This window comes from Proteus genomosp. 6 (assembly GCF_040139785.1).
Lineage (GTDB): Bacteria > Pseudomonadota > Gammaproteobacteria > Enterobacterales > Enterobacteriaceae > Proteus.
Genome location: NZ_JBEEVJ010000001.1, coordinates 364114 through 377747 on the forward strand (window position 1 = coordinate 364114; position 13634 = coordinate 377747).

Annotated in this window: 12 protein-coding genes; 7 read left to right on the forward strand and 5 right to left on the reverse strand. The window is 32.1% G+C overall.

Going from position 1 to position 13634, the window contains the following annotated elements; translation table 11 throughout:
- Positions 1-155 precede the first annotated feature (155 nt).
- A complete protein-coding gene (locus ABN212_RS01575; protein WP_349442760.1) occupies positions 156-1748 on the forward strand; it encodes a hypothetical protein in 1593 nt (530 codons plus the stop codon).
- Positions 1749-1835: 87 nt separating this feature from the next.
- Here the strand turns inward: ABN212_RS01575 and ABN212_RS01580 are convergent, their stop codons facing one another.
- A complete protein-coding gene (locus ABN212_RS01580) occupies positions 1836-3176 on the reverse strand; it encodes an MATE family efflux transporter (protein WP_349442761.1) in 1341 nt (446 codons plus the stop codon).
- 200 nt (positions 3177-3376) lie between these two features.
- Here ABN212_RS01580 and ABN212_RS01585 point away from each other — a divergent pair, with 200 nt between their 5' ends.
- On the forward strand, positions 3377-4276 hold the full coding sequence (locus tag ABN212_RS01585; RefSeq protein WP_198619380.1) for a diaminopimelate dehydrogenase: 900 nt from the start codon (positions 3377-3379) through the stop codon (positions 4274-4276).
- Between the two features lie 84 nt (positions 4277-4360).
- Here the strand turns inward: ABN212_RS01585 and ABN212_RS01590 are convergent, their stop codons facing one another.
- Both ABN212_RS01590 and ABN212_RS01595 read right to left on the reverse strand, forming a co-directional pair.
- Positions 4361-5188 (reverse strand): phosphoenolpyruvate hydrolase family protein, encoded by an 828-nt coding sequence (locus tag ABN212_RS01590; RefSeq protein ID WP_198619381.1) that lies wholly within the window; start codon positions 5186-5188, stop codon positions 4361-4363.
- Between the two features lie 16 nt (positions 5189-5204).
- Positions 5205-6416 carry a Tm-1-like ATP-binding domain-containing protein gene (locus ABN212_RS01595; RefSeq protein WP_349442762.1) on the reverse strand — a complete coding sequence of 404 codons (1212 nt, stop codon included), beginning with the start codon at positions 6414-6416 and terminating at the stop codon, positions 5205-5207.
- 230 nt (positions 6417-6646) lie between these two features.
- Here ABN212_RS01595 and ABN212_RS01600 point away from each other — a divergent pair, with 230 nt between their 5' ends.
- The 4 genes from ABN212_RS01600 (at position 6647) to ABN212_RS01615 (ending at position 11458) form a co-directional block, all read left to right on the forward strand.
- Positions 6647-7279 carry a TetR/AcrR family transcriptional regulator gene (locus ABN212_RS01600; RefSeq protein ID WP_109371635.1) on the forward strand — a complete coding sequence of 211 codons (633 nt, stop codon included), beginning with the start codon at positions 6647-6649 and terminating at the stop codon, positions 7277-7279.
- A gap of 64 nt (positions 7280-7343) precedes the next feature.
- Positions 7344-7976 carry a helix-turn-helix transcriptional regulator gene (locus ABN212_RS01605; protein ID WP_006535016.1) on the forward strand — a complete coding sequence of 211 codons (633 nt, stop codon included), beginning with the start codon at positions 7344-7346 and terminating at the stop codon, positions 7974-7976.
- Between the two features lie 222 nt (positions 7977-8198).
- Positions 8199-9827, forward strand: coding sequence for a hypothetical protein (locus ABN212_RS01610; protein ID WP_349442763.1), 1629 nt, complete (start codon positions 8199-8201; stop codon positions 9825-9827).
- Positions 9828-9901: 74 nt separating this feature from the next.
- Positions 9902-11458 (forward strand): hypothetical protein, encoded by a 1557-nt coding sequence (locus ABN212_RS01615; RefSeq protein ID WP_349442764.1) that lies wholly within the window; start codon positions 9902-9904, stop codon positions 11456-11458.
- Here the strand turns inward: ABN212_RS01615 and ABN212_RS01620 are convergent.
- Positions 11453-11863 carry a GNAT family N-acetyltransferase gene (locus tag ABN212_RS01620; RefSeq protein WP_349442766.1) on the reverse strand — a complete coding sequence of 137 codons (411 nt, stop codon included), beginning with the start codon at positions 11861-11863 and terminating at the stop codon, positions 11453-11455. The two genes, ABN212_RS01615 and ABN212_RS01620, sit on opposite strands and share 6 nt — an antisense overlap.
- A gap of 113 nt (positions 11864-11976) precedes the next feature.
- Between ABN212_RS01620 and ABN212_RS01625 the strand changes: the two genes are divergently transcribed.
- The gene (locus ABN212_RS01625) at positions 11977-13014 is read left to right on the forward strand and encodes an AbrB family transcriptional regulator (RefSeq protein WP_196532273.1); all 1038 of its coding nucleotides are present in this window, start codon (positions 11977-11979) and stop codon (positions 13012-13014) included.
- Positions 13015-13127: 113 nt separating this feature from the next.
- On the opposite strand, the gene ABN212_RS01630 is transcribed toward ABN212_RS01625, so the two are convergent.
- Positions 13128-13478 (reverse strand): YacC family pilotin-like protein, encoded by a 351-nt coding sequence (locus tag ABN212_RS01630; RefSeq protein ID WP_160230012.1) that lies wholly within the window; start codon positions 13476-13478, stop codon positions 13128-13130.
- Positions 13479-13634: the final 156 nt, after the last annotated feature.

Here is a 13634-nt window from a genome sequence, read left to right on the forward strand (position 1 = left end):
TTAATATTTTTAAATTTATGTTAAGCCATATTTCTTGTGAAAAACCATTAAAAAGTTTTTTAAAATAAAATATTTTTTTTAGGTTATTAATTGATAGTTAGATAAGTTGTAAAGGATATTATAATAATGACAAATAGATTAATAAGGATATAATTATGCCTTCTAATATTACTTCATCTAATATAGTTCTAAATCATTTTTTTAATAATAGTTTCGAAAAAAAATCAGATAATATCATGGCTGAAAAATTTTCATCATTAGATAATGGATGTATTGTTTTTACTCCTAACATATATTTAGAATCCCATTTTGTAAGTGATAATAAAGAAAAACCTATAAATTATGTTAGTGAGGAAATTTTATCAGTCGAAAATAAAAACATGGCTAATAAATCAAGCGTAAAATTAACCTCTCATGATTTAAAAGAAAATAAAGAATGCTATTCAAACTACGTCGAAGAGGATATTTATGTAAAATATATGCCGTTAGATGATAGCAATGTTTCAACGGATATTGTTAGCAATAGCGATCAGTCCTCAGAAGCTACTGAGAGTATCTATATGGATATGACTAGAGCATTACATCATGTTGTTCTTGAACAGAATGATAGTACAGATGAACAGAATGCTGAAGCATCACATCATGTTGTTCTTGAAACGAGTGATAGTATAGATAAACAGAATGTTGAAGCAGAGCGTGGTAATAACGATTTTAATGAGTGTGAACTACAAGAAATTAGAAATTCAAGACCAAAACTCCCCCAAAGAAATTTGACCTCTGAAGAAAAAGAAATTCTTACATCAAAGATAAAATCAGAACTAGCAGGATATATAGAAAATGCTTTTACTAATAAAAAAATTAAAATATCTAAACATAAATTAATTGAAGGATTTAATAATGAAGTTTCCTTGAAAATATTTTCACTAAAAAATATAGATGATGTAAATATTGAAGATTTGATATATTACTATATTGATAGTGGTTTACCCTTGGATTATAAGATAGTTAAAAATGATGAAGAATTAATTAATGACATTAAAAACTATTTATTTGTGTATTCTTATATCTTTAATAAAAATGTGAAACAAGATGTTACTGGTTTTTTTACAGAAGACTTTTCTAAGATTAATAAATTACATGAACTCCAAGAGATAAATTTATATGCAAATATTGTAGAGAAAATAGTAGACTGTATTATTGATAAAAAAACGTTAATTGAATCGTTAGTACGTATTTTGAATAATAGAAAAAAAAAGATAAAAGAAAAATTAGATTACTTAAATGAATTAATTAAATATAAGGGTAAGTTTATTGTAAATAAGGAAGATACTTTTAAGCAGTTAAAGAAAATAATTGAATCCAGTGTAGAAAAATTAAATAAAACTGGTTTATTAAATAAAATAAAACTATCAGAAGAAAGTAAAGAAATGCTGATAATAAAAATGATAAAAACAAGTGTAAATAAATCATTTTTGTCAATGGATGATTTATCAATGGATGATTTATCAAGTTCAATTATTGATAAAAGTGAAGTAAAAAAGAAAATAACGAGTGATTTTTTAAAAAAAATAGAGTATATACCAGTGGAATTGCTTTTAAGTAAAGAAAATAGAAAATTTACCAATGGTGTAATTAATTCTTTTATTGAAGAACTCAAAGATTATAATATAAATAAAATACCTAATGATATCCAGTTTTATTATATGATTGATATAGAGTTAACACTTCTTTATTTTAAGAATAAATAGATATTACATTAAGTTGCTCCCTCAAAAAATATTGAAATATGAGGGAGCTTTTTTATCAGAAAATTAATTATTAATATTAATATTAATTTAAATATCCAAGCGCTTAGTTTGCCATTTACGAGAGCGCCAACGCCATGCGTTAGTTAAGCCACGTAGCCATTCATCACAAAGAAAACCAATCCAGATACCAATTAGGCCCATTTCCATTTTTATACCAAGGAAATAGCCCACCGGAATAGCAACACCCCACATAAAGCAGATAGCTGTCATCAGCGGAAATTTAGCATCACCAGCAGCACGCAAGGCATTCACCATCACGATATTAAAAGTACGACCTGGTTCTAAAAAGACGGACAAAATAAACAGCGGGATCAATTGGTCTATGATGCGTTGGTCTTCTGTGATCGAATACAAAATAGGATCACGCATAAACCAATAAACAATAACCACCCCGATGGTAAATATCACACCCGTTTTTAAACTTTTCCACCCACGATTAAAAGCATCATCAAAGCGTTTTGCACCCACTAAGTGACCCACTAATATTTCATTACCAATACTAATCGCTATGCCAAAAAGCATTAAAAACAGTGACAGTTGGAAATAGAGAGTTTGTGCTGCAAGAGGAACTTCGCCCATTAATCCAATAAAAGCCGATGCAGTCATGTAATGTAAAATCCAAACCAAGTTTTCACCCGCAGCAGGTAAACCGATATGTAGGATTTTCCCTAACATATTTTTAGACCATACGACGAGTTGTTTGGCTTCGAATTTAATACGCAAACCGTAGAACAGTAATCCACATAATAAAATAACTGCAATAATACGACCAACAACCGTTGACCACGCAACACCCACTAATCCGTATTGTGGTAAACCAAAAAAGCCATAAAGCACAATCATATTACCAATGACAGTAACAATATTGGCGATCAGTGTGACATACATTGCTGCTTTAGATTTACCATAAACTCTCAGACAAGCTGCAAGAATAATCGAAATGGCCTCAGGAATAAGGCAAATACCAATAATATGCAGGTAGTTGTAGCCATGTTGCACCAAGTGCTCAGGCGTATTCATTATGTTAAGAATATTGTAGCCAAAGAAAAGAATGATCAAAGCACTACTAATACCTAACAAAGAGTTAAACGCGATAGAAATATGAATTGCTTGGCTGGCTTTTTCTTTTTTACCCGCGCCTAAGTATTGGGCAATAACAACGCTACATCCCACACTAATAAAGCTAAAAATAGTGATAAAAAGATCAAAGACTTGGTTACCGACGCCCATAGCAGCTAAGTAAGCCGTAGAAACGTGGCTTACCATGTAAGTATTAATTAATAGTGTGGCTAGATGTAGGAAAATATCTATAAATATTGGCCAACTAAGGGAAAAAAGCGAGCGATCCGCTACATCAGACTGATGCATTGAAAACCTTCTTAAAAACAGAGTGAAATCGATATTATTAATATAACGCGTAGGAAGATAAGAGATTCTACAAGGTTTATTTATAAGGTAATAGTGCAAATAATGTTTATCTGGCAAAAAAGATGTTTATATGGTTTATTCATTGATAACTAATCACTATTATCATTAAGAGATGATTAACGTTAAAGTCAGGGGAATGAATGAATACTAAAATAAAAGTGGCGATTGTCGGTTATGGCAATATTGGTCGATTTGCATTAGAAGCGGTTCAAGCTGCTCAAGATTTTGAATTAATGGGTGTTGTTCGTCGTGATATCAATAATGTTCCAGAAGAACTGCAAAATATTACCGTGACTAACGATATTAAAACATTAGGTAATGTTGATGTTGCTCTCTTATGTTCACCGACTCGTGCAATTAAAGAATTAGCTAAATCTATTTTAAGCTTAGGCATTAATACAGTAGATAGTTTTGATGTTCACAGTGAAATTGTGGCATTAAAAACAGAGTTAGATGAAGTTGCAAAAAAACATGACCGTGTCGCTGTTATTTCAGCAGGTTGGGATCCGGGTTCTGATTCTATTATTCGTACGCTAATGTTAGCTATGGCACCAAAAGGGATCACTTATACTAATTTTGGGCCTGGTATGAGCATGGGGCATAGCGTAGCGGCTAAAGCAATTGATGGTGTAAAAGATGCACTTTCAATGACTATTCCATTAGGAACTGGCGTTCATCGTCGTATGGTTTACGTGGAATTAGAAGCTGGAGTAGATTTTAATCAAGTAGAGCAAGCCATTAAAGCAGATAGCTATTTCTCTTCTGATGAAACTCATATTAAGCAAGTCGATTGTGTTGATAGCTTAAAAGATGTGGGACATGGTGTGCAAATGTCTCATAAAGGGGTTTCGGGTAAAACACATAATCAATTATTTGAATATTCAATGCGTATTAACAACCCTGCATTGACGTCTCAATTTATGGTGTCTGCTGCAAGAGCAAGTATGAAACAACGTGCAGGTGCTTATACGGTTATTGAAATTCCACCTGTTGATTTCTTAGCTGGGGATTTAAATACATTAATTGCAAAACTCGTCTAATCGATTAAGAGTATCTGCATAAAATATTGCCCACATAACGTGGGCAATATAGATTAACGCTTAGGCAAACTTGATGATTTTGAATTAGCGTTTAATACTTTTAAATTCTTTGGTTGTTGCGGTTAATGCCACTTCTGTTGGTAAGCGTTCCATTGAACTTGCACCATAGAAGCCGTGGCAATCAGGGCAGTTATCGAGGATATATTGTGCATCTTCTGGTGTTGCAATTGGACCACCATGACAAAGCACAATCACATCAGCACGCACTGCTTTTGCCGCTTTTGCCCAGTCATTAATTAAAGGAACACAATCCGCTAAGGTTAATGCTGTTTCAGCCCCAATATTACCGCCAGTTGTTAATCCCATATGAGGTACAATAATATCTGCGCCAGCTTCAGCCATTGCAATCGCATCTTCACGACTAAAGACATAAGGTGTGGTTAATAAACCTTTTTCATGAGCCTTGCGGATCATATCCACTTCAAGACCATAACCCATACCTGTTTCTTCTAAATTAGCGCGGAAATTACCATCAATCAGACCTACCGTTGGGAAATTCTGTACGCCAGCAAAGCCTGTTGCTTTAACTTCATCTAAGAATTTATCAAAGTTACAGAAAGGATCTGTACCATTAACGCCAGCAAGTACAGGTGTATGTTTAACAACAGGTAATACTTCTTTTGCCATATCCATAACGATTTCATTGGCGTTACCATAAGCTAATAAACCCGCTAAAGAGCCACGGCCAGCCATACGATAACGACCAGAGTTATAAATAACGATAAGGTCAATACCACCTGCTTCTTCACACTTAGCTGAAAGCCCTGTACCCGCACCACCGCCAATAATTGGCTCATGGCGTGCAATCATTTCATTGAATTTTTTTAGTAACGTTTCACGTGAATGAGTCATTCTTCTTTCTCCGTGGTTAACAAATAAGTTCCTGGTGTAAATCATAAATTTGCTGAGTAAACTCAGCAGAGTTTATGTGATAAGGACTGATGACTAACTGACGAGCCTCTGTCTCTTTAAATGTTGTTATAAATGCATCAAAAAAAGCTTGGTTTGCTTGAGGATCCCAGAAAGGGGCTCCTTCAATATCCAGAGCTGAAAAACCGCCCTGTGGTAATACAAACCGCAATGGACCTTCACACTGATTGAGTTTCTCAGCGATCCAGATACCTAATTGACGGTTTTCCTCTGGTGTTGTACGCATCAAGGTGACTTGCGCATTGTGATGATAAAATTGACGCCCTTTATATTTCTCAGGAACACTCGATGGGCGACCAAAGTTCACCATATCTAATGCGCCACAAGAACCTATATAAGGGGTTTTGGTTCGGGCGATTGCACCAAAACGGTCTTCATCACAAGCAAGTACACCGTCAAACAAGTAATCACACACTTCTGTTGTTGTAAGATCGAGCACGCTATGAAGTAGGTGACTGTCTGCCAGTTTTTCCATGGCTTTACCGCCACTTCCTGTTGCGTGAAAAACAAGGCAGTCATAATTATTTTCAAGTTTTTGTGTAAGTTGTTGTACACAAGGCGTAGTTACACCAAACATCGTTAATGCGACAGCCGGTTTATCAACAACATGTTCTTCTTGGTAAAAATAAACAGCGCCAGCTATTTGGTTCGCCGCATTTCTTAGGACTTTGCGAGAAATGCGATTTAAGCCGGATACATCTGTGACGGAGTACATCATTGAGATATCACTTGCACCGATATAGCCTGAAATATCGCCAGACGCCATCGTTGATACCATCAATTTAGGTACACCAATTGGCAAAGATTGCATTGCTGGTGTAATCAGTGCCGTTCCCCCCGATCCGCCTAGTCCAAGAATGGCTAAGACATCATCTTGGTGAGTTAAATAGTGTTCAAATGCGATAGACATCGCTTCTATGGCTTTACCTCTATCGCCACAGAAAACCGCGTCTTTACCATTAGGGTGAAAACTTGCGATTTCTGCTGCGGTGACATCAGCTTCTTTGGCGAGTGTCGTGGGTTTAGTTGTCAAATCGACGGTTTTAACAGGAAGGCCTGCTTTTTTAATTAAATCACTGACATAAAAAATCTCAGCACTTTTAGTATCAAGCGTTGTGGCAATATAAATAGAGCCAGAATACTGTTTCATAAGCCTTCCCTTACCTTTTATGATTATCGACGAATAGATTATAACCATAATGAGACTCGAGTTTCATTTATCATAACATCGTTTTGAGACTCTTGTCTCATTATTTTTATTTTTATACTCTAGAGGTCGATAAGGTGTGATTAATCACCTAAAGTAAACGTTAAGTGTTGTGAGTATTTGACTTAAAATAAATTAGACACATAAAGTGTGGAAATAACGAAGGATTTTCTATGAGTGACAATGACGAAACGGATGCTATGTCCGGTACACGAAAAAGAACCCATCAATTATTGGTGACAACAGCATTGGGACTTTTTGAGCAAGGAATGTTACCGACAGTGTCGGAATTAGCGGCACATGCAGGTGTTTCGAGAGCAACCGCATATCGTTATTTTCCAACACAAAGTGATTTAATTAGTGCCACTGTTGATGCAAGTTTAGCACCGATCATTGCATGGAACCCCACTCCTGAAGATAATACGCAACAGCGCATTACTGAATTGCTCAATCTTGCCTATCCTCAAATGTTTAAACATGAAGGTGCACTGCGTGGTGCATTACAAGTCTCATTACAGCAGTGGGCAAAAGAGAGGCAATCAAGTGAATATGCAGAAAAACGATTTATTCGCGGTCATCGTAAAGAGATTTTACTCAAAGTTATTGAACCGTTAAAAGCACACTATCCTGAAGAAATGTGGGATAAGGTGATTAAATCTTTCTCTTTAATTTATGGGTCTGAAGTCTTTTTGGTAATGAAAGATATCTGGAAAATGGATGATCAGCAGGTCATTGATATGACTCAATGGATGGCAAAAGCTATTCTAAATCAGGCAAAATCTGATTATCCTGCAGATAACGATTAATTATTTGAATAAATCAGTTAAAATTGTATAAATCATTTACGTTTTAGCTATTGCAGGGATCGTTATGTCACATAAAACAGAAGACCAAGAGTGGCTGGTAGAACAACTACAATTTATTGCACAAGGCATTGGTAAAACATTATCGCCTTTTTGTGAAGTTGTACTTCATGATCTAACCGATAGTGAAAATACCATTATGGTCATTGAAAATAATCTATCAGGTAGAAAAGTAGGGGATAGAGCAACTGAGCTAGGAATGGCACGTATTGAATCGTCAGATTTCCCTCAGATTGTGGCGAATTACCCCAATCAATTTCCGGATGGAAGAACGGCAAAAAGTACGTCTATCGGTATTAAAGACAAACAGGGCAATTATGTTGCAGCGTTATGTTTAAATATTGATATTTCGATGATCAAAGGATTACAAATGGTACTTAACCAATTTGCAACCCTTGAAGAAGGTAATGACATTATTGAAACCTTTAGTTCAGTGACGGAAGATTCGCTAAAAAAACGTATTGATGAGTTTTCTGCGACTTATTCAGTCACACCAAGAGCATTAAAACCGCATCAACGGCGCGAGTTGTTACTCTGTTTACAAGATGAAGGTTATCTTTCGCTGCGTAAGGCGATGGAAATTACTGCCCAATACCTTGGTGTTTCAAGAGCAACGGTATATAACGATTTAAAAGAATGATTAAGAAATAAATTATTTTTAAATTCCAGCGGAAGATAAATCAGTAAAATAAAAAAAGATATCACTTGTTGATATCTTTTTTTATTTCTATTTTTAAATTTTAATAATATAGTGTTTTTTTATTGAAACTAGTTAACTAATTACTTGTGTGTGATTTTTATAAACATAAAAAAACAAAAGGAATAGACTGTCTATAATAATTTTTAATTGATAGGTATTAAAATGAAAATTTCAGAAATACAACCAAATTTATCTTCATCTATAGATACGATTGATAATAAAATAAATAAAAAATTTGGTTTAACAAAAAATATAAATTCCATCGGTAATACTACTGTTCCTTTTGATAAAGGAAAAAGAGAAGAAATATTACAAGAAAATTATTCAAAGTATATTAAAGAATGTCAGAATATATTAAATAAAACAAATCCTGATATTTATAAACCCCATTCTGGAAATCTTAGAGCAGAAAATGTAGTTGATAAAAAAAATATACTTAATAAAAATACGGATGAACTTAAAATAGAATATTATTTTAATAAAATAATAGAAAGTGCGGATTCAATTACTAACTTAGTCAGTGGTGCTGAGGATATAATAGATTCTGGGCGTGATTTGAAAAAAGAAGCTAGAAATAAACTTTCAGAATTTATTACTAATTCAGGAAAGAAGGAATTAAATACAGAACAAAAACTTTATTTTAGAAGTGAGAAAAAAAGGAGCTTTAAAAATCTAATTGTAAGTTTAATTTCACCATTTAAATTTATAAATAGAACATTATTACCTATAAAAATAAACTTTGAGAATAAAAATATAAATAAATCGTTAAATACATTTAAATTTGATAATATATCAAATGATAATGATGCGTTTAACAATTTCTCAATTAAGTTAGAACAACTTAATAAAACATTTACTGATAATGTTAATAAGGTAATATCTAAAAAAGTAAATAGTAATAACAAAATAGATATTATGATCAAATATCATACATTAGAAAAAGCTTTGGAGTGTAAGCTTGTTAATGATATTAAACTGATAAATGATGAACTTAAAGCTGATTTAGCTAAAAATAAATTCCAGAATAATTATTCTGATCTACCTGGTAAAATAATGAATGAATTAAACGCTATTTCAAATCCAAATATAGATGAATTATCCTCATCTAAGACAACCGATAAGTTAAAAAATTTAATAAAAGAAAAAATCAATAGTCAGGATAAGGATGTAAAGATTGAGAATTTTATTGATAAAATTATTGGTTCTATTTTTAATAAAGAGAATATATTAGAAATTGAAAAAACTGTTGATGGTAATTTCGAAGAAATCAAACAAGAAACATCTTTAAGTTTAACAAAAGAATTATTTAACCAGTTATCAAAAGATGAAAAATTTATTGGCGAGAAAGACTCTATTGCTAAAGTAGACAACTTAATAAGGATGGTGAGCAAAGATATTTATAAGAATATGGGAGAACAAACGGATAAAAAAATAAAATTAATTAATGATAGTTTTTATGAAAATATAAAGAAAAATGATAATGGACATGATTTTCTTACTCGGCTATTTAAAAACTCAAGTAATAATATTAATTATAAATGGGCGCAAGATGCTGTTGTTTTATTAATTAATTATAGCTATTTTGAAAATAAAAAGAATGTAACAATTGATTACGTTAGTCGCGGTAAAGTGACAGATGGCGGTAATGGTACTAGTAGTACACAAAAAACAGTAGTGGAAAATAACTTAAAAGGTATTTTTAGCCGGCTAGGGTTAAGTATTGATGATTTAGATAAATCTAAAGATGAAGTGCTAAGAAAGTATTTTGCTAATTATTTTGAGCATGTTTAATAATTTCATTAAATTATTTTTATTTGTATTTTTAATGAGTTAATTATATTTATTGATTTATAGGTGGGTGATTTATGATTAGCAAAACAAATCTATTTAAATCCAACGTGTTATTTTTAAATAAAAAGCATTATCTTCCAAAAAAGGAAGATTATATTTTTACAAAAAAAATAACTGAAATAAGAAATACACCAGTTTCACCTTCTTTTGGTAAGAGAATTATTCATGTGTTGACTTCTTTATTTCATAAACTAGAGATTGGTTTTCTTATAAAAGATATAAAAAATAATAAGCTATTTGATACTGTTAATATAAACAAACATAGTAATATTTTTAATAAAATAGATGAAAAAAATATTGAAATAAAAAATAAAAATTTAAATTCTATAAATAACATAATTTCTCATGCAAATGATAAATTTGATTTTTACAGTTTCTGTGATTATATAACTGAAGTAAAAAGAGCTAAAGATTTTTTCTCAGGACTAGATGATATAGAGAATGAAGGCTCTGACAGTAAATTAATTGTAGAATATTTAAATGAAATTATTGTAAATAGAATAACTTCAATAAATGATAAAAGTATGAAAAATATTTTCAAGTTAATAAATTCAATTTTTAATTTTGAAAATATTCATTTAAATAAAAGATATGATTTTATGAGTAACTTTTCAACAGGTAAAGAAAGAGATAATTTTATAAAATCAATGAACATTTTACTTATTGGTATTGAAGAAGCCCAAGTGCTTAATAAGTTTGATGATACTATAAAAAATAAAATAGAAAATAAATTATCTACTATTATGATGATAGCACTTAATAAAAATATGGGCAGTGAATATTCCTTTAATGACTTAATGCAAGAATGGATAGGGAAATATATTAGTGATAACCATAATTCGATAAAAAGAAATACGATAGTAGATACTGGTACGCAAGTAGATACAAATATAACTGTAGATACTGGTACACAAGTAGATACAAATATAACTGTAGATACTGGTACACAAGTAGATACAAATATAACAGTAGATACAGCTACACAAATAGATACAAATACGACTGTAGACACGGATATACAAGCAAATATAATTATAATTAATGATGTAGAGAAAGAAACAAAAATAGAATTACCAAGACATAGACCTAAAGAAGACTTGAGTAGAAAATATATCAATATTGATGATTTTGATGTTAAAGGAAATAACGAGTTATTAAAAATAAAAATAGATAATATAAGTGAAATTGATGAGGATGACACTCAAGATATTGATGATGGTGAATTAGATAATTTAAAAGAAATGAATGAAGATGATGATTTTGGTCATCAATGGGATTATGAAGGTTTTAATATAAATCATGTTCATTATAAAAAATCAGAATTGGATGCTTTAATGAAAAAAATAAAGAATTTAAATTCAGAGCTAAAGTCAGATAAGAATTTCAATGAAATAAATAATAAATTAGACTCGATTATACTCGATATAGATGATAGTTTTACAGAAGAAGAGACTCCTTTAGATTTAAGTGATAAATTAAAATTTTCACCAGATAATTATCAATTGAATGTTAATACGGAAGAAAATACGAGTGAAATAAGTGAAGAAGACAAAACTAACAAAAAACTATAAATTTTTCCTTAAATAATACTTCTTATCACTAATCGGATAGTTCTCTAACATGCCAAATATTTCAAATCCCTGCTTTTTATAAAAAGGCAGGGCTTGAAAACTAAAGGTATCCACTTCAGCATATTTGGCACCTTTTTCTTTTGCAGCAAATTCCATAGCTTGCAGTAATTCTGTTGCTATATTTTTTCCTCGATAGGCTTTATCTACCCACAAATAACGAATACGTAACCAATTTCCTAAAATATCACCTGTTATCCCACCCATCTTTTTACCATTTTCTTCCTTAAAGACCGCAAGTGGTGTGTATTGATCCATATGAATATAGTTGAGGTTATGTGTTAATAAACCTTCATAAATTTCATTGATCTCATTTGATGTGGGATTTGTGGTTATTTTCAGCGACATAATCGGCTCTATGCATTAAAAAAAATAATAATTACATTATCACTATTTGGTTATTAAATATTTATACAAATGCTAGGATGGAAACAATAATTAAAAAAGCTGGATAACACAACATGTCGTTTTTGAAAACTCTACCGGGTATTTTGTTTTGTGCATTAATTGGTGGTGTGCTAACCCTTTCTGGTTTACCTATGGCACTGATGTTTGGGCCGATTATTGTTGTCATCATTGCTTATCGCTTTAAATGGGAATTGTCAGTGCCTAAGCATACATTGACATTTATTCAACTGACTTTAGGTTCGTCGGTTGGCTTAATGTTTAATCAAGTTCATTTAGGCAGTGCTGATAACTTAATTATTCTATTACTGACATTAGTTGTTTGTTTAGCCATTCAGTTTTTTGTGAGTTTCTTTTGGTTTCATCGTCATATCGGTTGGACAAAAGAAGAGTCGATGTTAGGTGCCGTACCCGGTGCGATGGCGGCTATTTTGGCTCTTACTGATCATACTAAAACACCACCACAAAAAATCGTTATTTCTCATACCATTCGTTTAATGGTGCTGATTATTATGGCGGGTTTTATTGTGGGAGCCGATAAAGCCAATATGCCTGAATTTGCAATACCCGAAATGACGATAATTTCTCTGTTGTGGTTATTGTTGATTATTGCGTTAGGGTTGGGCTCTGGGCTTTTATTACAGAAAATCCGATTTCCCGCGCCTTTTATGCTGACCTCATTAGGCAGCGCGATATTGGTTCAATCTTTTGTGAGTGAGCCTATTACGTTTCCAATGCTTCTTAATGAATTGAGCATGGTATTAATTGGTATGAATATTGGCGCACATTTTGTTGTTTTCCCGCTTTCATCACTGATTAAAAATGCATTTTCTTCTGTGCAAGTTGTGATTATTAATGTGATTTTAACCGTGATTGTGGCGTATGGGGCGGCTTATCTAACAGGTGTGCCTTGGGCAACGTTAGTATTAGCTTGGGCGCCGGGAAGTATGGAAGCAATGACTTTTGCTGCGATAACCATGAATGTCGATGCCGCCTTTGTTATGTCGAATCATATTTTTCGAATGCTGATTATTCAAAGTATTCCATCTGTGGCTTTGTATTGGAACGAATATAGACAGAAGAAAAATAATTAGCATAAAGAAAGGTAGAAAAATCTTTTGATAACCTCTATGAGTCATTTTATATCACAACTGTATTTAAAGAGGTTATCTCGCTTTATTTATCCAATAGTGAATTAACACAAGTATTAATAATTTAATAAACTTAGCGATTTATTCGCTAATAGCTGACATTTCTTACTGTGTGTTACTTCAATACCTTTTAAATCTTTATAGCTATCTTCATTTAATTGGCTCATTGGCAACGTTGAGTAATTACTGACATCCCATTGTTGTGATCGTGAAAAAACCATTAATGCTCTTTCAATTTTAGGTTTTGATATTTGCTCATAACCACAATCTTTATTTAGAAAAAGATAGATAGCGGTTAAATCTGCCAAGTCTTCTGCTTGCGTGTAAGTTAACGCTTTTGTACTCGAAGAAAAGAGCATAGTAAAAGAAAGCGTTAGTGTGCAGAACAAGGCGAACATTTTTTTCATTAGGCGTGCTATTCCTTTGTGTGATGATTTAGCAAGTTTTGTTATTTGGCTTAATGTAGTTAAAAGTTTTGCAAAGACCTTCTATTTTGTTGGGTTTTAAATTGACCTTCCAGTAAGGGGAAACTTTAGCATCAGTAATAGTTTACAAAGCTTTTT

Excerpts from the sequence above, each read along its gene's own strand:
- ABN212_RS01625 (WP_196532273.1), top strand. The coding sequence starts at position 11,977 with ATGTCGTTTTTGAAAACTCTACCGGGTATTTTGTTTTGTGCATTAATT.
- ABN212_RS01610 (WP_349442763.1), top strand. The coding sequence starts at position 8,199 with ATGAAAATTTCAGAAATACAACCAAATTTATCTTCATCTATAGATACG.
- ABN212_RS01590 (WP_198619381.1), bottom strand. The coding sequence starts at position 5,188 with ATGACTCATTCACGTGAAACGTTACTAAAAAAATTCAATGAAATGATT.
- ABN212_RS01620 (WP_349442766.1), bottom strand. The coding sequence starts at position 11,863 with ATGTCGCTGAAAATAACCACAAATCCCACATCAAATGAGATCAATGAA.
- ABN212_RS01585 (WP_198619380.1), top strand. The coding sequence starts at position 3,377 with ATGAATACTAAAATAAAAGTGGCGATTGTCGGTTATGGCAATATTGGT.
- ABN212_RS01575 (WP_349442760.1), top strand. The coding sequence starts at position 156 with ATGCCTTCTAATATTACTTCATCTAATATAGTTCTAAATCATTTTTTT.
- ABN212_RS01600 (WP_109371635.1), top strand. The coding sequence starts at position 6,647 with ATGAGTGACAATGACGAAACGGATGCTATGTCCGGTACACGAAAAAGA.
- ABN212_RS01615 (WP_349442764.1), top strand. The coding sequence starts at position 9,902 with ATGATTAGCAAAACAAATCTATTTAAATCCAACGTGTTATTTTTAAAT.
- ABN212_RS01595 (WP_349442762.1), bottom strand. The coding sequence starts at position 6,416 with ATGAAACAGTATTCTGGCTCTATTTATATTGCCACAACGCTTGATACT.
- ABN212_RS01630 (WP_160230012.1), bottom strand. The coding sequence starts at position 13,478 with ATGAAAAAAATGTTCGCCTTGTTCTGCACACTAACGCTTTCTTTTACT.
- ABN212_RS01580 (WP_349442761.1), bottom strand. The coding sequence starts at position 3,176 with ATGCATCAGTCTGATGTAGCGGATCGCTCGCTTTTTTCCCTTAGTTGG.
- ABN212_RS01605 (WP_006535016.1), top strand. The coding sequence starts at position 7,344 with ATGTCACATAAAACAGAAGACCAAGAGTGGCTGGTAGAACAACTACAA.